Below are 18,052 nucleotides of genomic sequence, written 5' to 3' on the forward strand. Positions count from 1 at the left end.
ACGTCTGGGGTCAAATGCCCATGCTTATGAAGACGCCACTTGCGACCACTGTGATAACTCTTGCGCTGATCGTCACGACGACGCAGCAACCAGCCGGCCGGCAGGCGCCTGGCATCGAGCCTCCCGGCACGTTTTCGATCCTTGGTTATGACCCAGAGACGCAGGAGATCGGCGCCGCTGTCCAGTCGAGGGTGTTTTCTGTCGGCAACGGCGTCCTCTGGGCCGAGGCTGGTGTGGGCGCGGTCGCGACGCAGGCGATCGTGGACGTCGGGTACGGGCCGAAGGGACTCGCACTCCTGCGCGCAGGGACTACACCGAAGGCCATCATCACCGCGGTTCTCGACAGCGATCCCGACCCCGGCTATGGCCGGCAGGCCTGGCCGAAAGCCGGCCGCCAGTTTGCCGTGATCAACGCGAAGGGCGAAGTCGCGGCGTACTCCGGGCCTGGCGCGCCTGCAGAGTTCGGAGACGCACAGGGGAAGTTCTGCACCGCGCAAGGCAACACGCTCGGGCGCCCGGACGGGAAGTGGCCGCCGGCTGACGGCATCAAACCCAGCAACGTGCCGGCCGCGATGGTCGCGGGATTCGAGAACAGCGAGAAGGATGCGAACGGCAACCGCCGTCACATCTCATTGCGACTGGTCGCCGCGCTCGAAGCGGGACAGGCGGCTGGCGGTGACAATCGCGGCCAGCAATCCGCCGCGCTCATCGTCGTTAAGAAAGACGCCGGCGTGTGGTTGCACAACGACGTCGTGCTGCGCTTGCAGGTGGACGACAACCCCGAACCGATCAAGGAACTGCGGCGACTGGTCGAGAAGTCACCTGCAGGCCGGGGTGCGCGCGGGCGCGGCGGTTCGCAGCGCTAGCGGCTGGCGCTTGGCCACTCGTAGCCTGACGGCAAGACGCGCTTCAAGGCAGGCCGAGGGCCCAGAGCCGTGAGCGGTGCGCCAACCACAAGGGCGTCAGCTAGCGTGGGAATCCAGCCTGGTCCGCTTCGCCATCAGCGAGGATGCTGTTCATGAACGCCGAGCATTCGTCTCGCAGCACGGGCACGTCGCGGTCCGCTATCGCCCACACAACGGTGTCGTCGACGGTCGGATACTCGTGGGTGAGTTGATTTCGGAAGTCGACGATGCGTCGAGCGCGCGTGATGGCAGCGAAGGGCAGAGTAGGTGTGATTGGCGGAGGCAACTCGGCGGTCGACGCTGCCCGGTCGGAAAGGTACGTGGATCCTGCTCCGGCACGACAGGGCTCGGTCGGCGCCGGGCGCACCCAACGCCTCGCCATACCTCATGTGCTCGCCGACGAGCGACGAGCCGACTTGGTCGAGGTGGAGCAGGTCGTCACGGAGGAAGCCGCCCGCCGCGAGGCCGGCCGCTGCCTGCGTTGTGACCTGGATTTCGACGGCTGCGCCCAACGGAACTGAAGATTCCACTGGGTCTCCTCACTGATGGTTCGCGTCGGCTTTGGCCGCGGGGAGTTATCCGCCCCGCACGGCACCAACTGCCCTTTTCTGGACCTGGACGACGTCCGGGCCGGGCCGGCGTCAGTTTCTGACAGCACCGCCATCGCCTGTTCAACCCGATCCAATTCCGCTCGAAGCTCATCGCGACGCGCGGTCACTGCCTCCACAACGTTGGTCATTTGTTTCATGATGGGTTACTGGCGATCAGTCACCGCTGACAGACGATAGGAAGCATGAGCGACGCCCAAAGCGTCCCCCCGGGCGAGATGAAGATAAGGCCCCTTATCTGACGCTCCCAGGGTACGCGCCGACTCTGACACAGGGCTGATAATCGCGCGGGGAATCGAGATTGCACGCGGGAATTCGGCTGGGACGTAGCGTGATCACGGCGAGCCGCTCCAGCAACTCGAGCGCGACGATGTCGCGACAAGCGCCCGTACGTTGGTGCGCGCGTTGGCGCCCCCGGACGTGGCGGGAGTCGTAACCTTCGCCAAACCGGGACATCATTGCTCTGGCCGATCGAGAAGCGCGGGCCATCGTCTCCAAGGGTGCAGACTTCGTCAACTCGTACCTGATCACGGATCGGCTTCGCCGGTTGACGTCTGCGGGCCGTTGACACATTTACGTATTTGTGCCAATGTGGGTCGAGGGTGAAACACATGCCGACAGCGAACCAGCCGCGCCGAGCGCGACTCAGCATTGACGTCCCACGCGAAGCGCGGCGTCGCATTCACATCGCAGCGGCACGACGCGATCAATCCATTCGGGACTACGTCTGGCAGGCCGTCGAGGCGCGATTGAGGCACGATCTTGCCGACGAGTTGTCGCTCGCCGATCTGGTCGCCCTCAACGAAGGCGCTGATCCGGTGTTGGCAGATCTGTGGAACAACCCGAAGGACGCCGCGTATGACGAGCTTTAGTCGAGGCGACGTTGTGCTGGTCAGGTTCGTCTTTGCCGACGAGAAAGGCGCCAAACAGCGGCCCGGGCTCATTGTCAGCACCGACCGCTATCATCAGGGTCGGCGTGAGATGATCCTGGCCGCCATCACGAGCAACGTCGGCCGGCTCCTGGTGGGAGACTACAAGGTCAAGGCCTGGCGAGAATCCGGCCTGCTGTACCCGTCGATCGTCACGGGCATCGTCAGAACGATCAAACACGACATGATCGCCTCCAAAATGGGCGAACTGCCTGCGTCAGAGCTTCATGCGGTCGAGGACCGGCTTCGCCAGATCCTGGCGCTCTGAGCCGGGTCCCGATCATTGCGTGTGATCTGCAATCCTCCGCCGCGAGGCGGGGCGGCCGGCCGGGACCCTCGACGCGCGCGTCGCAGGCAAGCCCGTGCCCAGCAAGCCGTGACAGCCCGCTTGCTGTCGATTGGAGGTGAGCTGGACCAGGGAGTTCTGCGATGGCGAAGCAATCTCATAAGGACGCCGCAGTCGAGTTCCTGACTCTCGTAGTCTCCGGTGACGTTCGGGCGGCATACCGACGGCAGGTGGGGAGAAGCTTTCGCCACCACAATCCGTTCTTTCCTGGTGATGCCGTGTCGCTCAGGGAAGGCATGGAAGAAGACGAATCAAGAAACCCGGGCAAGACGCTGACCGTTCAAGCGGCCCTTCAAGACGGTGACTATGTTGCCGTTCATTCGAGGCTCCGACGCGCCGCGAGCAATCTCGATATGGCAGTCGTTCACATCTTTCGATTCGAACACGATCGGATTGCAGAATTCTGGGATATTGGTCAGGCCGTACCGAAGAACATTGTCAATAAGAACGGGATGTTCTGATCGTACGGTCTGGGCCTGGTAGTCTCGCCGCTCGGAAACTGATCCACTCGCCGCTTGGAAGGTGACCCTGTGAGACCCTGACGGACTTGCTGGATCGAGGCGATCCGCAGTCCGCTGGCGTTCTACACGGGTGACGCAATTCAGCTGCGGCCGAACGCGGCCGCAATCAGAGGCGGAAACGCGACGGACGCGATGGCGTCGAGCACGTCAACCTGCCGATCGGTGAGAACCTCCGTGTGGATCGCCAAATTCTGCCCACGTCCTGACCGGCGCGCTCGCCCGTGCTCACTGGCGGCCGCGAACCTCGGCGGCCAGCGCCCGGACCGCCTCTGCTCCGGCCTCGACGTCGGCCGGGCTGGTGAACGGCCCGATGCTGAAGCGCACCGATCCGGCCGGCGCCGTGCCGAGCGACTCGTGCACCAGCGGGGCGCAGTGCAGACCCGTCCGGCACGCGACGTTGAAATCAACGTCGAGGCGGGTGCCCGCCTCCGCGGGGTCCATGCCGTCGATGTTGAACGACACGACCGGCGTGCGATTGTCGATGGACCCGGGGGCGCAATGCGTCGTCACGCCCGTCGTCTCGGCGATCGCCTGCGACAACAAGTGTGCGAGCGCCATCTCCCGGGCCCACATCGCCGCGCCGCCGCCCTGCTCCGTGATAAAGGCGAGGCCGCGCCGAAGGCCCGCGATCCCCATCGCGTTGGGGGTCCCATATTCGAGACGGAAGGGATACTCCTCGAGGTGCCGTCGCGAGGCAGAATTCGCGCCGGTGCCGCCGGCGCGCGTGTGCGGGATCTCGACGCCCTCACCGACCGCGAGACCGCCAGTGCCGGTAGGGCCGAGCAGCGACTTGTGCCCGGTGAAGGCGACGATGTCGACGTGCATCGCCTGCATGTCGATCGGCACGATGCCAGCGGACTGGGAGGCGTCGACGCAGAGCGGCACACCAGCCGCCCGGCAGACTGCGCCAATCTCCGCGATCGGCTGCACGGTCCCGAGCACATTGGACGCGTGGTTGATAACGACGAGGCGGGTGTCCTGCCCGATCGCGTGCTTCACGTCGTCCGGGTCGACATAGCCGCGGCCATCAAACGGTACGAGCGTCGCGCGGGCGCCGCAGTCGTCAACGCAGTGAGCAATGGGCCGCAGCACTGAGTTGTGCTCGAGCCGCGTCGAGACCACGTGGCCGCCGTGGCGGAGCAGGCCGAAGATCACCAGGTTCAGCGCGTCGGTGGCGTTGTGCGCAAAGACGACCCGGTCCGGGTGGGGGCCGTGAAACAGCTCGCAGATCGCCCGGCGGCAGTCCTCGATCATCGACTCCGCCACCATGGCGAGGTCGAAAGTGGACCTGCCCGGCGCGACGCCGGCGGAAGCGGCAAAATCGACCATGGCCTGCAGGACCGGCGCCGGCTTCGGGAACACCGTCGCCGCGTTGTCGAGATAGTGCAGGCCCTCGCGGAGGCCGATCTCCATGCGCGACACGATAACACAGGCCGAAGGCCGACTTGGCGCTCCGTGCGACTGCCCGTCGAGTCAAACACCAGAGGCAGCATTTGTCCACCGGAGTGGATCGGTCGACGCTCGATGAGCGACTGCCCTGTCCCGCGATCCAAGGAGCCTGAGAATGCTGCATTTTGGATCTGACCTCGTGTGTCGTGGTAGAAACGGTGTACACGAGGTGAGAACGATGCCGCAGCTGACGGTTGGCGACATGACGCTCGAGGTGAACGAAGACGGGTTCATCCTGGAGCCGGATCGCTGGAACGACGAGGTCGCCGCCGCGCTCGCCGCCGCGGACGGCGTCGGGCAGTTGACGGCGAAGCACTGGAAGATCGTGCGCTACGTTCGCGGACACTACGTCGAGTTCCACGTGCCGCCGCTTGTCCGCAAGCTCTGCAGGCAGACAGGTATTCCACTCAAGGAGATCTACGAGCTCTTCCCGGGCGGCCCGGCCAAGGGGGCGTGCAAGGTCGCCGGTCTGCCGAGTGCGAAGGGGTGTGTGTGAAGGCGGTGCCGGCGGAGAGCGCACGGGCGCCCGCCGCTGCTCCGCTCCCACCGCGTGCGTCTGCCCGAGATTCCCGCGAGTTCGGCTGCGCGCGAGTGGTCTACAATGTCCACTTCGTAACACCACTGGAGGCATGATGCGCGCTTGCCAGGCCCGCGGGGCCATTCGCCTGTTCTCGAAGATGTTGCTCGGCCTTGCCGCGCTCGCGATGTCTGTCACGGTTGCCGCCGCTTCGCCGCAGAAGGCGGCAAAGAGGCCGCCGGCCCTGCGTTTCGAAATCACGTTCCCGGCGGCCGCACACGCGGCCCCGGTGACCGGCCGCGTCTACGTGATGATCGCCCGGACCGGCGACCGCGAGCCGCGCCAGCAGATCGGCCGCACGGGTACGCCGCTCTTCGGCCGCGACGTCGAGAAGCTGGCGCCGGGCACGCCGGCCGTCATCGACGAGACTGATCTCGGCACGCCGATCGACAGCCTCCGCGACATTCCCGCCGGCGACTACGTCGTTCAGGCGATGGTGAATGTCTACTCGGAGTTCAAACGCGCCGACGGCCACGTGGTGTGGATGCACGACGACCAGTGGGAAGGCCAGCGATGGACCGTGTCGCCGGGCAACCTCTACAGCGCACCGACGACGGTACGCCTCGACCCGGCCGCGGGCGGCGTCGTGAAGCTGGCCGCCGACAAGGTCATTCCGCCGATCGCCCCTCCAGCCGACACGCCGTTTGTGAAGCGGTTCAAGTTCCAGAGCCAGATGCTCACGAAGTTCTGGGGGCGGCCCGTCTATCTCGGGGCGACGGTACTGCTTCCGCGCGAATACGACCGCGAAACCACCAGCTACCCGGTGCTGTACGACCAGGGCCACTTCTCAGCAGGCGCGCCGCTCCGATTCGATACCGAGTTCAAGCCGAGCGAACGCCAGGCCTACAACATCTCGATGGACTGGATGAAACTCGACTTCCCGAAGATGGTCGTCGTGACGTTCCAGCACCCTGCACCGTACTTCGACGACTCGTACGCGGTGAACTCCGTGAACCTCGGCCCGTACGGCGACGCGATCATGCAGGAACTCATCCCGGAGGTCGAGAAGCGGTTCCGCGTGATGCGCGAGCCCTACGCGCGCGTGCTCTCGGGCGGCTCGACAGGCGGATGGGAGTCGCTCGCCCTGCAGATCTTCCATCCTGATTTCTTCGGCGGCACGTGGTCGTCCTGCCCCGACTCGGTCACGTTCACGGATGTCGAGGGCATCAACATCTACAAGGACACGAACGCGTTTTACAAGACGAATGCCAACGGCTGGCTGAAGGTGCCCACGATCAACAGCCGCGAAGTGAACGGCCAGGTGCGCCAGACCTCCGAGCAGCGCAATCGCTTCGAGCTGGTGAATGGAACGAAGGGCCGGTCGGGAGAACAACTCGATATCTGGTCGGCGGTCTACGGCCCCCTCGGCGCCGACGGCTACTTCCAGCCGCTGTTCAACAAGCGGACGGGCGAGATTGATCCGAAGGTGGCGCAATACTGGAAGGACAACTACGACCTGCTCGCCTACCTCCAGCGGAACTGGGCGGCGGTCGGGCCGAAGCTCGTGGACAAGATTCACGTCTACACCGGGACGGCCGACACCTACTTCCTCAACAACTCCACGCGCGAGCTGCAGGACTGGATGAAGACGACGGCCAACCCGCACTACGAGGGGTTCTTCCTCTACGGCGACGGAAAGCCGCACTGCTGGAGCGGACCGGTCAACCAGGGCGAGCGCTTGAAGGACATGGCGCAGCACATCATGGCGCACAAGCCCGACTGGGCCACCGCGTCGTGGTGGCCGCGGTAGACGAGGCTCGGCCGGGGGCGAGGCGCCGCCTGCGGCCTTAGCGTTTCGGAACGAGCGGCGGCCCGGCCGGCAGGTAACTCTGGAACGGCTTTCCGGCCACTTTCGCTTCGAACTCCTTCCGGATCGCCGCCCGCTTCGCCGGATCCGCAAACAGATCGACCATCGTCGAGGCCAGCGCTTTCGCCGCGTACGTCATGCCCGCGTGGCCGATCGACATGCCGCCGCACGCGACGACCGGCCAGGCATGCCACGGGGCGTCTTTCGGCGCCGTCGTCACGGTGAGCTGGAGCGTCGGAACATTCCAGCTGACGTCCGCGACGTCGGTCGATCCGCCCTCGGGCGGCCCCGGGTTGTCCAGGAACGGCTTGATGGTCGCGTCGAGGCCGGCCGGTTCGATCGCCGCGGCCTTCTGAATCTCGCGGGCGAAGGCCTGCTCGGCCGGCGTGAACGCCGGCGGTCCCAGCCACTTGAGGTTGTCGAAGACCAGGCGCTGGCCCGCCATGTTGACCAGCATGTTGTAGGAGCCGCTCTGCACCGTCAGCTTCGCTTCGACGTCTGCGGCGAGCGCCGATCCGGTGACGATCTTCCGAATCCGCGTCATCACGTCCTCGACGCCGTCACGATCAGAATCGCGGACCCAGCACCAGAGTTTCGCGTAGGCGGGAACCACGTTGGGCACCTGGCCGCCATCGACGATGGAGTAGTGCATCCTGACGGTGGGCTTGACGTGCTCGCGCAGGTAGTTGACCGAGTGCGTGAAGATCTCCAGCCCGTCGACCGCGCTGCGCCCATTCCACGGGTCTAAGGCCGCGTGTGCGGTTTTGCCGTGAAACTCCACGATGAAGTCGACCATGGCCTGGCTGCTCCGCGTGTCGGCGTTGTTCTCGTCGCCTGGGTGCCACGAGAGCACGATGTCGACATCTTTGAAGAGCCCTGCGCGCAGCATGTAGAGCTTGCCGCCCACGCTCTCCTCGGCGGGCGTGCCGTAGAAGCGGATCGTGCCGGCGATCTTCCCTGCCGCGATCTGTTCCTTGATCGCCACGGCCGCCCCGAGGGCGCCGACGCCCAGGAGATTGTGGCCGCATCCGTGGCCGGGGGCACCGGCCTCGAGCGGAGACTGCGCCGGCTCGGCTTTCTGCGAGAGCCCCGGAAGCGCATCGTATTCGCCGAGCACGCCGATCACGGGCGCACCCTGTCCGTACTCGGCGACGAACGCCGTGGGCATCTCGGCGACGCCTCGGCGGACGCGGAATCCCTGCGCTTCGGCATACGAGGCGAGGGCCTCGGCTGATTTCGTTTCCAGGAGCGCCGTCTCGGCAAACGCCCAGACCTGATCGCTGAGGCGCGCGAGCTCGGCGGCGCGCGCGTCGATCGCGGCGACGACTGCCGATTTCTGTGACGCCGGCGGGGCCTGAGCAAACGCGATCGATACGAATGCGACCGAACAGAACACCGTCAAGACGCGACGCAGCATATGGCGATCCTCCAGAGACCGGCCAGCAGGAACGGGAAGGGCCGACGCGTGGTGTCGACCAACGCGTGCCAAGTCTACTCGAAACCCCGGCCCGACATCTCGGTCCTCTTCTCCCGGCGCGGCGCGAGTATAGTGGTGAGGGAGACGCGATGACACGTGACGTGATTCGCCGCCTGCCGAAGACCGATCTGCACGTCCACCTCGATGGGTCGCTGCGCCTGCCAACGCTCATCGAGCTGGCCCGCGAGCGCGGCCTCGAACTGCCGTCGCTGACCGAGGACGGGCTTCGGGAGACGGTCTTTCGTCCTCGGTACGCCAGCCTCGGAGAATATCTCGAGGGATTTCGCTACACCGTGGCGGTGCTGCAGGATCGCGAAGCGCTCGAGCGGGCGGCGTTCGAGTTGTGCGAGGACTGCCAGGCGGAGGGCGTGCGGTACGTCGAGATTCGCTTCGCGCCCCAGCTTCACGTCCGCCGCGAGTTTGAGTTCTCGGACGTCGTGCGGGCGGTGGACGCCGGAATTCGCCTGGCCTCGGACGCGTTCAACTCCCGGCCCGAGGTGGCGGCCGGCCTGGAGCCCCGCTTCGCTGCCGGGATCATTCTGTGCGCGCTGCGCTACTTCACGCCGGCTCTTTCGGAAGGATACAGGCGCTTCTTCGAGGCGCTGCCGGAGGCACCGCCACACGAATTGCACTCGGCGGCCAGTGTGCAGGTGGCGCGGGCGGCGGCGCGGCTCAAGCACGACGAGGGATTGCTGGTGGTCGGCATCGACCTGGCGGGACAGGAAAAGGGCTATCCGGCCGAGGACCATCGAGCGGCCTACCAGGTGGCGCACGAGGCGTTTCTCGGCAAGACGGTCCATGCGGGCGAGGACTACGGGCCCGAGTCGATCTTCCAGGCCATCGGGAACCTGCACGCCGACCGGATTGGCCACGGGACGTGGCTGTTCGACGAATCGAAAATCACGGGCAGGCGCGTCACCGATCGCAAGGCGTACGTCGAGCGCCTGGCGCAGTTCGTCGCCGACAAGCGGATCACGATCGAGGTGTGCCTGACGTCCAACCAGCAGACCGTTCCGGAACTGGGGCAGGATCTGAGCCGGCACCCGTTTGCCGAGATGCGGAAGCGCCGGCTCTCAACCACGTTCTGTACCGACAACCGGCTCGTGTCAAACACCACCGTGACCGACGAGATCCAGCGTGCGGCGGACGCCTTCGCCCTCACCGACCGTGAGGTGCGCGACATCCTCGTCTACGGTTTCAAGCGCAGCTTCTTCCCCGGCACCTATCTGGAGAAGCGCGCCTACGTCCGCCAGGTGATCGACTTCGCCGACTCCGTTCTCGACCACGACGCCAGCGTCAGGTCGTGACGCGGCGCGGAGGAGCAAGTCATCGCAGCACGGCGCGAAGCGCCCCAGTGATGCCGTCCCGTACGTTCGACCACGTGACCGCGTCGGATCGCGCTGCGGTTTCGGTTGCGCCGGCGCGACCCTACTGCGCACGCCAGCGCCAAGCCGGCACAACCTCAATCTGCACGTCGTCTTCGACCAGGCGGTCGGCCTGGCCGAGGGTGACGACGATGGCGCGCCGACGGCCTGACTAGCGCAGCGACGCGAGATCGATCACGAAACGGTACTTCACGTCACTTCTCAGCATGCGCTCGTACGCGATGTTGATGTCCTGCATCCGGATCATCTCGATGTCCGACGTGAGGCCGTGTTCCGCGCAGAAGTCGAGCATCTCCTGGGTCTCGCGGATGCCGCCAATGAGCGAGCCCGCGATCCGTCGCCTCCGGAAGATCAGATTGAAGACGGCCGGGGACGGATGCGGCTGGGCCGGCGCCCCCACCAGGCACAGCGTCGCGTCGCGCTTGAGCAGCGCGGTGAGCGCGTCCAGATCGTGCGGGGCGGCGACGGTGTCCAGGATGAAATCGAAGCTGCCGGCGTGCTTCTTCATGCCGTCCCGGTCCGTCGAAATCACCACGTCGTCCGCGCCGAGCCGGCGCGCGTCCGCGATCTTGCCGGGAGAGGTCGTGAACAGCACGACGTGGGCGCCGAAGGCGCGCCCGAACTTCAGCCCCATGTGGCCAAGCCCGCCGAGTCCCACGATTCCGACCTTTTGTCCCCGGTCCACTCCCCAGTGACGCAAGGGTGAGTAGGTCGTGATCCCCGCGCACAGGAGCGGCGCCACACCGGGAAGGCTCAACGACGACGGCACGCGCAACACGAACCGCTCGTCGACGACAATGCGCGTCGAGTAGCCGCCGTAGGTCATCGTCCCGGTGTGCGTGTCGGGGCTGTTGTAGGTGAAGATCGATCCGCTCTGGCAGTACTGTTCCAGGCCGTCGCGGCAGTCCGGGCAGGTCCCGCAGGAATCCACCATGCAGCCCACGCCGGCCAGATCGCCCTTCGCCAAGCGCGTCACGCTGCCGCCGACGCGGCTAATCCGGCCCACGATCTCGTGACCCGGGACCACCGGGTACACCGTGTTCATCCACTCGTTGCGTGCCGTGTGCAGGTCGGAGTGGCACACTCCGCAGTACTGGATCTCGATCTCCACATCGCTCGGTCCAGGTTCGCGGCGTTCGAACGGAAATGATTCGAGCGGCGTCGTCGCGCTGTGCGCCGCGTATCCGATCGTCGTGTTCATCATGGATCCCTCGCGTTGTCGTTGCCATGCCCACCGGCGAGCCGGCTCAAGCTGATTCTGACTGACATCGCCGGGCGTGCGCAACGTCGGCGGATGGCACCGGGTACGTCGAGTCCTGGCGTCCGGACGGGCGAGCCGCTGTCGCCGCACCGATGGTACGTGAATGGATGACAGCATGCCGGTCTTGGTCCCTCGTCAGGCGGCTCCCCTACACGCGAAGGGCCACCGCGATGGTGGCCCTTGATGGTTCGAAAGCGATCGGGTTCGCCTGATCGCGCTGGGGCGGGGTTGCGAGGCCGCCAGGGCGCGATCGGGAGCAAGAAGCCGTCCGATACCTCTGGCGGCTCCTCAATGAAACGTCAATGTTGAAGCCCACGAATCAACGGATGATCGTGGCGGCAAACGCCTGGAGCGGGCCTGTGGTGTCAAGTCGATAACGCCCTACCACCACACCGTGGTTGTTCACTCCGAGAGCGCGACTGTAGTCCCCCGGAACCACAAGTTGGATCGCGTTGCCTGGATCGGTTGTAACCCAACGCGCCGCTCTTATGTGGGAAGCGGAATCGTAATTCATCCCCACGATGTCGCCAACATCGTTGATGCACCACGCGATTGCCACCTGGTTATACCCAAGCTCTGTCAGGTTCCAGACGTGGTGCTTGGGAGGCGGGCTCACCATCCAATACGCGGGGGTAGTTGTGTTCCAGGCATCAGCGCTCATGTCGCCGACAATCTCGCCCTGGTTGTTGATGGAAAGTGCCTCGGTGTAACCATACGTCTTGCCGCTGGAAGTGCTCACGTTCGGCAACCGCTGGACTGTCCAGCCACCGTTACGGTCCGGATTCCAGACCACGGCGATCTCGTCATACTTGTTGGTCCAGGCATCACCAACGATCTGACCCAGATCATTGACTCCCCAGCCGGACCAGTTGTTGAGAGTATCGCCTCTGAACACGGCGTTGTGCTGTTCCAGCCCTCCGGTCGGAAGGACATGAATCACCCACCTCTCGGTCGGCTGGCCGTGGTTCCACACCTGCTCCAATCTCCAGACGACAGCTGTCGCCCAGATGCTTCTGGCATTGAGCCAATGGTAGCTGTTGCCGACGATGAGAGTTCCCGAACTGTTAATTGCGATGGCTGCGCTGCCATCGTCGCCCGGGAGGGTTCCAAGATCGACGCCTGTCTTGTCGTCAACGTTCCAGGCATAGGCCCTTGCTTCACCGTTCTCTGACCTGATATGTCCGGCAACGATTCCCGCGCTGGAGATTCCCATCCCCTCCGAAGCCCACATCTCGTTGCTGCTCATGCCGTTTACAATCCAGGTCAAGTCGGAATCCGGACTCAGCTTCAACCCCAACATCCTGGTATCTCCGGCAACGTCACCCCAGCCCACTGCCATTCCGGAATCATTCACTGCATTTAGTGCGGCCCAGGTTCCATTCGGGGCATGGCCCAGATCGCGTGGTGTTTGACCCCATCCCGTTTGGGCGCTGCCAACCAGAAGCAGCAGCGCGAGAAACAAAGCGTTCCTGAGTTTCGGCATACTTCACCTCGAAATTGAAATTGAGATTCGCGATTTGGTTTCCACCGACATGGTGATGGCCGCCCTTGTGAGTGTCAGAGGAGAGTTCTTTTGCCACCTACTTGTGCGCCTTGATCCAGTTCAGAATCGGCTGCCACACCAGGGTTTCAGCATCGACGGCGGTGAGCAGGTCGACGTGCCCGAAGTCCTCGGCCCGCTGGTCGTCCGGCAGCAGTTGGACGATCAGGATCGTGACATCGTGGCTCGCCACGAGGGTCGTCGAATAGTCCCCGAAGTGTCCGAAGCCTCCGGCCGCTCCCACGTAGAAGAGAGGGACCGTGATGTCACCCACATGGTCGGCGTACGTGACTCCGGGGTGGCGCCTCCCGCAGTTGACGGTGGCGTCTTCCACGTCGATCCGGTTCGGGCTGTAAGGCGATTCGTTGTTGCCGAGCAGATCGAACCACAGCCTGGGCTCGGTGAATCGCAGGGCATCAGGGTTCCCATTCGCATCGAGCAAGCTCCCGGCAAAGTGCCAGGGGATCACGGCGTCTTCGGGCCATCCTGCGACACCCAGCGCGAAGTGATAGTTGTCGAATCCGGGGTCATAGGGCGAAACCTCCAACGGCTGGTCGATGGCAAGTCGGCCCATCGCCAACATGTCCCGGTTATCCCAGTTGTACGTGCCGCTCTTGATCACCTGCCGAAGCTCCTTCAGCTTCGCGCAGGACTGTGCCTGGTAGTCCGCGCCCTCGAACTTCACGCCGTAGTCGAGCGGAATGAGCCCCCTCACGTTCCGGAGTTCGCGCGGACGCTGGGTGTCGTTGGCGGCGACGGCGTAACTGATTTGCGCGCCGTAGCTGAGCCCCGACACAAAGAGCGGCCCCGCAGGATCGGACGTGCTGCCCCGCATCTGGCGGGCGATCGTGAGCGCGATCTGCGCGTCCTCGACGTCCCGCAAAATGCCCCAGTCCTTCATAAAGAGGAAATCGGTGGTGGACTCGGGGACGAGCGCCCACCTGTAGTCCATCCCCCAGACATCGATATCGTTGGCCGCCAGGTAGATCGCAATGGCGCGATCTCGCGCGGGGACGTCTGAAATCAGCGGCTCAAGGTAGAGCCCCTTGAAGTAGGTCGGTGCCCCGGGGAAGAACATGACCGCCTGGGCCGGATCTGCCGGTTGGTGGGAGCGCCGTTCCTTGACGACCCGGTGAAGCCCTATCACGTCGTGCTCGCCCGGGCCGACGCGAACCGTCCAGCTGTAGTAGACGATGTTCTGGTACAGGACAGTCCGCTGCGGGACCCCAATCGCCACGTCGGAGGGCAGGTTCCGGACGCCAGGAAGACCTTCCCGGCCCTGTGCCGGCGCGACAGACGCTGACACCAGGCTCAGTGCGACGGCGAGCATCCAGCGTGTAAACACCTTCATGTCGAAGCTCCTTCAGGAGAGTTGTTCGGGCCGGGGCGGGAAGAGCCCGCGTCGGCGCAGAAGACCGGTTTCGATATCAGTGGCCCTCAATTGGGGTACCGAAAACGGCTGGCAGAAACTACAATGGGCGGCGAGGAATCCCCTGCCATGCCGATGCCCGGCGCCCCGACGCACGAGATCACCGCCTTGTTGAGGGCCTGGGAGAAGGGGCAGGCCACGGCTCTCGACGACCTGACCCCCGTCGTGTACCGGGAGTTGAAACGGCTGGCGCGGCGGCACATGCGCGGGAGGGATGGCGAGACCCTGCAGACGACGGCGCTCGTTCACGAGGCCTACCTCAGGCTCGTGGCCATGAGCGACGTCAAGTGGGCGGACCGGGCCCATTTCTATGCCGTGTCGGCTCGCATCATGCGGGGAATCCTGGTGGACGCCGCCCGTGCCCGGTGCGCTCAGAAGCGAGGTGGGCTGTCGAGGCGCGCCGGCGTGTCCCCCGACATCGACCTCGATCAGGTTCCGGACATGGGTTCCGGACGCGCCCGGGAGATCCTGGCCATCCACGAGGCCCTGGAGCATCTGGCAACGATGGACCCGCGCCAGGCGCAGGTGGTCGAGATGCGCTTCTTCGTCGGCCTCACCGTCGATGAGACCGCCGCCGTGCTGAAGATCTCTCCGCAGAGCGTCATGCGGGACTGGAAGCTCGCCAAGGCCTGGCTCCGACGGGAGATTCGCCGGGGCGCGGACGACTCGAAGCACGGATAACCAACCGACGACAGAGTGCTAGTGGCGGGGTCTCGAACCTATGCATCTCGGCAAATGGGAGCGGGTGAAGGACGTCTATCATGCGGCGCTCGACCGCGATCCCGATGAGCGGGCAGCCTTCCTCGAGAAGGCCTGCAAGGACGACCCCGAGATCTTGAGAGAGGTCGAATCGCTGCTCGCTGAGGCAAGCGACGACTCGTTCCTTGAGCAGCCCGCCTGGCAGGCGGCCGAACCCGCTGGCGATCGGTCCGGCCTCCCTGAACCCGCGACTGAGAACGAGCATCCTGCGGGGCCCCAGACGGGAGACTTCCCCGTCCGCCGGCGCGCGTTTCTGTCTGTTGTCTGGCTGATGCTCGCTGGGGTTGTCGTGACGTTCGGCTACGCGGCCTGGACAATGCCGCGAGCCGTCGCGGTCTTCGGATGGTCTGAGGCGCAGCGAGGCGCGCGGTGGCAAGTTGCCAGCATCAGGCCCGAAAGCCCCGCCGCAAACGCGCTTCAGCCGGGTGATGTTCTACTCAGTCTGAACGGCGACGCTCACGTCGCCCAGGTCGGCACCTCGCCCTACCGCGACTTTCTGGGCATCGGAGAGCACTACCGGATTCAGGTCAGCCGGGCCGGTGCGGCGCGGGAGTACGTGCTGCCCACGGTTGGCGCCCGCCCGGACCTGACGTATCGGCTGTTCTTCTTTCTGCTCAGCCTGGCCTGGTGTGCGATAGGGCTGTTCATCGGCTTTGCCCGGCCGCAGGAAGAAATGGCCCGGCTGGCGTTCGCGGCGGCTGTCCTGACTGGCTTGGTCTTCCTGCAGACCAGTCAGTTGACGGCCCTCTACGCCCTGCAACCGCTGCACGTGGTCCTCGGCTACCACTTCTTCTATCTGTTTCCCGGCAACCCGCCCCGGGCAAGAGGATGGAGGACGCTGCTCTGGTTGCTGTACCTGGGGACGGCGACGTTCGCGGTCCCTGCGGAGTATCTCACATGGGTGGGGTTCGTGCAGGGTCCGCAGGCAGTGACGCCGTGGCTTGCGGGCCCCGTGGGCACACTGATGACATGGGTACTTAATGTCACGGGCCTGCTGGCGATGTTCGGCGCGATCGTGGTTGCCGTCCACAAGTATCGTGCGCTCACCGATCCCGATCAGCGCCGCCGCTTCCATTGGATCACCCTCGGCGGGGTCGTGGGCCTGGCGCCGCCAGCGGTGCTGGGCGTGGTGGGTCTTGTCCGCGCGAACCCCGACATCGCCCGGTGGCTTCTGCCGGGATACGCCTGGACCGTGTTCGATATGGTCACGTGCGGGTTCAGTGTTGCGATCCCGTTGAGCGTTGCGTATGCGGTCGTCAAGCACGGGGTGTTCGGCGTCAAGGTCGCGATCCGGCTCGGCATTCAGTACCTGCTCGCCCGCCGCGCGCTTCAGGCTCTGCTGGCTCTGCCGATCGGCGCCCTGCTCTACACGGTGGTGAGCTACCGCCAGCGAACCATCGCGGAACTGGTCACTGGCACGACGGCGTATCTCTATTGGATCCTGGCCCTCGGCCTGAGCCTGCGGTTTCGCGCGCCGCTTCTCCGATGGCTCGATCAGAAGTTCTTCCACGAACAGTACGACAGCGGGCAAGTGGTCCTCGGGCTGGTAGACCAACTGGCCCGATTCGACTCGGAGGAAGCGATCTCCGGCTTCGTCTGCCGGCAACTGGAGCGCTCTCTCCACCCGAAGTCGATGCACCTCTGGTGGCGCACGAGCAGCGTCATGACGCTGGCACACAGCTCGGATCCGTCGCTCGCGAGCACTCCATTTCCGATCAGCGAGAGCCTGCTGGAAGATCTGAAGCGCCTGGGAAGCGTCGCCCAGATGCCGCTGCCAACGGGAAGCGGCGCATCAGGCAGCGACTCCCGGTGGCTCGAAGAGCAGGGCGTGCGGATCATCGTGCCCGTGGCAGGCACGGGGCGGGTCGACGGTGTGCTGCTGCTTGGCGAGAAACAGTCCGAGCAACCGTACGGCGCAAGCGACATCCAACTGGTGCGGGTGATGATCCAGGCGACGTCGGTGATGCTCGACAACCTGCGCCTCAAGGGGCAGGTGACCGATGAGCAGCGGATCAGGCGCGACGTGCTCGCCAAGCTCGACGGCAGTCTTGTGAGCGTGATGCAGGAGTGCCCCGTGTGCGGCGCGTGTTTCGATCGCGGCGCCAGGGCGTGCGACCGCGACGGGAGCGTGTTGACCCTCACCTTGCCGGTGGCCCGCACGCTGGACGGCAAGTACCGCCTGGACCGGCTCATCGGCCGGGGAGGAATGGGTGCAGTCTATGAGGCGCGCGACCTGCGGCTCGGGCGCGAAGTCGCGGTCAAGGTCATGCTCGGGGGAGCGTTCGGCCACCAGAGCGCGCTGCGCCGGTTTCGGCGGGAGGCTCAGGCCGTGGCGCGCCTGAACCACCCGAATGTGGTCGCCCTGTATGATTTTGGCGAACTCGAAGGCGGCGGAGCGTACCTCGTCATGGAGCGACTTCACGGCGCCACGTTGCGCGCGGAAATGAAGCGGGCAGGCGCGTTCGCGCCAGGCGAAACGGCAGACTGGTTCGAGCAGATGCTGGACGGCCTTGCCGCTGCCCACGAGCAGGGCGTTGTCCACCGAGACCTCAAACCCGAGAATATCCTGGGCGTCGGCCGGGCTGGCGCTCCTCTGGCGGTGAAGATCGTGGACTTCGGGCTGGCAAAGATCCGTCCCCTGCCCTCCGCGGCGCCGACCTCGGCGAGCCTCAGCGAGTCGGGTGTCGTGATGGGGACCCTGGCCTACATGGCGCCCGAGCAACTCCGCGGACAGGAGGTGAACGCCCGCGCCGATGTCTATTCGGCCGGCGTGATTCTGGTCGAGATGCTGACACGAGCCAGGCCCTTCGCCGACGGCGCGGACATCCGTCCTGATTACCACCTGCCGCCAGGGGTTCCCAACGACGCCGAGTTGAATGCGGTGCTACGGCGCTGCCTGGCGGTGGCGCCTCACGAGCGCTTTCCCTCGGCGGCTGAGCTGCGCAGCGCCCTGATACCGGCGCTTCGCCCGTGCGACACCAACAGGGCTCGGCTGCGGGACCGCCGGTAGACCCGCGTGAGGTGAACCGTACCCAGTTATGACATGAGCGGCCAGCTGG

Annotated in this window: 15 protein-coding genes; 10 read left to right on the top strand and 5 right to left on the bottom strand. The window is 65.3% G+C overall.

Translation table 11 applies throughout. The features are described from left to right. Positions 1 to 26: 26 nt before the first annotated feature. From NTV05_16185 to NTV05_16205, 5 genes are all read left to right on the top strand, one after another. Positions 27 to 866: a DUF1028 domain-containing protein gene (locus tag NTV05_16185; GenBank protein MCX6545936.1), complete on the top strand. Its 840-nt coding sequence runs from the start codon at positions 27 to 29 to the stop codon at positions 864 to 866. 266 nt (positions 867 to 1,132) lie between these two features. Continuing rightward, the gene (locus tag NTV05_16190; protein MCX6545937.1) at positions 1,133 to 1,426 is read left to right on the top strand and encodes a hypothetical protein; all 294 of its coding nucleotides are present in this window, start codon (positions 1,133 to 1,135) and stop codon (positions 1,424 to 1,426) included. 698 nt (positions 1,427 to 2,124) lie between these two features. After that, complete coding sequence (locus NTV05_16195; protein MCX6545938.1) at positions 2,125 to 2,385, top strand: hypothetical protein; 261 nt, start codon at positions 2,125 to 2,127, stop codon at positions 2,383 to 2,385. After that, complete coding sequence (locus NTV05_16200) at positions 2,372 to 2,710, top strand: type II toxin-antitoxin system PemK/MazF family toxin (protein ID MCX6545939.1); 339 nt, start codon at positions 2,372 to 2,374, stop codon at positions 2,708 to 2,710. The genes NTV05_16195 and NTV05_16200 overlap by 14 nt, the downstream gene beginning before the upstream one ends. Positions 2,711 to 2,871: 161 nt before the next feature. Further along, on the top strand, positions 2,872 to 3,249 hold the full coding sequence (locus NTV05_16205; protein ID MCX6545940.1) for a nuclear transport factor 2 family protein: 378 nt from the start codon (positions 2,872 to 2,874) through the stop codon (positions 3,247 to 3,249). 285 nt (positions 3,250 to 3,534) lie between these two features. On the opposite strand, the gene NTV05_16210 is transcribed toward NTV05_16205, so the two are convergent. Further along, the gene (locus NTV05_16210) at positions 3,535 to 4,722 is read right to left on the bottom strand and encodes an aminotransferase class V-fold PLP-dependent enzyme (GenBank protein ID MCX6545941.1); all 1,188 of its coding nucleotides are present in this window, start codon (positions 4,720 to 4,722) and stop codon (positions 3,535 to 3,537) included. A 214-nt stretch (positions 4,723 to 4,936) separates the two neighbouring features. Here NTV05_16210 and NTV05_16215 point away from each other — a divergent pair, with 214 nt between their 5' ends. Together NTV05_16215 and NTV05_16220 are read left to right on the top strand one after the other, a co-directional pair. Beyond that, positions 4,937 to 5,254 carry a TusE/DsrC/DsvC family sulfur relay protein gene (locus tag NTV05_16215; GenBank protein MCX6545942.1) on the top strand — a complete coding sequence of 106 codons (318 nt, stop codon included), beginning with the start codon at positions 4,937 to 4,939 and terminating at the stop codon, positions 5,252 to 5,254. Positions 5,255 to 5,387: 133 nt separating this feature from the next. Beyond that, positions 5,388 to 7,085 carry an alpha/beta hydrolase-fold protein gene (locus tag NTV05_16220; GenBank protein MCX6545943.1) on the top strand — a complete coding sequence of 566 codons (1,698 nt, stop codon included), beginning with the start codon at positions 5,388 to 5,390 and terminating at the stop codon, positions 7,083 to 7,085. A 37-nt stretch (positions 7,086 to 7,122) separates the two neighbouring features. On the opposite strand, the gene NTV05_16225 is transcribed toward NTV05_16220, so the two are convergent. Further along, complete coding sequence (locus tag NTV05_16225; protein MCX6545944.1) at positions 7,123 to 8,559, bottom strand: amidohydrolase; 1,437 nt, start codon at positions 8,557 to 8,559, stop codon at positions 7,123 to 7,125. 149 nt (positions 8,560 to 8,708) lie between these two features. Between NTV05_16225 and NTV05_16230 the strand changes: the two genes are divergently transcribed. Next, on the top strand, positions 8,709 to 9,926 hold the full coding sequence (locus NTV05_16230; protein ID MCX6545945.1) for an adenosine deaminase family protein: 1,218 nt from the start codon (positions 8,709 to 8,711) through the stop codon (positions 9,924 to 9,926). A 229-nt stretch (positions 9,927 to 10,155) separates the two neighbouring features. Here NTV05_16230 and NTV05_16235 read toward each other — a convergent pair whose 3' ends face one another. The 3 genes from NTV05_16235 to NTV05_16245 all read right to left on the bottom strand — a co-directional run bounded on the left by NTV05_16235 (position 10,156) and on the right by NTV05_16245 (position 14,156). Continuing rightward, entirely contained in the window at positions 10,156 to 11,205 is a 1,050-nt protein-coding gene (locus NTV05_16235) for an NAD(P)-dependent alcohol dehydrogenase (GenBank protein ID MCX6545946.1), read from the bottom strand. A 379-nt stretch (positions 11,206 to 11,584) separates the two neighbouring features. Next, positions 11,585 to 12,748, bottom strand: coding sequence for a hypothetical protein (locus NTV05_16240; protein ID MCX6545947.1), 1,164 nt, complete (start codon positions 12,746 to 12,748; stop codon positions 11,585 to 11,587). A 97-nt stretch (positions 12,749 to 12,845) separates the two neighbouring features. After that, entirely contained in the window at positions 12,846 to 14,156 is a 1,311-nt protein-coding gene (locus tag NTV05_16245) for a hypothetical protein (protein MCX6545948.1), read from the bottom strand. A gap of 147 nt (positions 14,157 to 14,303) precedes the next feature. Here NTV05_16245 and NTV05_16250 point away from each other — a divergent pair, with 147 nt between their 5' ends. Together NTV05_16250 and NTV05_16255 are read left to right on the top strand one after the other, a co-directional pair. Next, the gene (locus NTV05_16250) at positions 14,304 to 14,915 is read left to right on the top strand and encodes an ECF-type sigma factor (GenBank protein MCX6545949.1); all 612 of its coding nucleotides are present in this window, start codon (positions 14,304 to 14,306) and stop codon (positions 14,913 to 14,915) included. A 40-nt stretch (positions 14,916 to 14,955) separates the two neighbouring features. Then, positions 14,956 to 18,003: a protein kinase gene (locus NTV05_16255; GenBank protein MCX6545950.1), complete on the top strand. Its 3,048-nt coding sequence runs from the start codon at positions 14,956 to 14,958 to the stop codon at positions 18,001 to 18,003. Positions 18,004 to 18,052 lie beyond the last annotated feature (49 nt).

The organism is Acidobacteriota bacterium (assembly GCA_026393755.1).
GTDB lineage: Bacteria > Acidobacteriota > Vicinamibacteria > Vicinamibacterales > JAKQTR01 > JBAXOX01.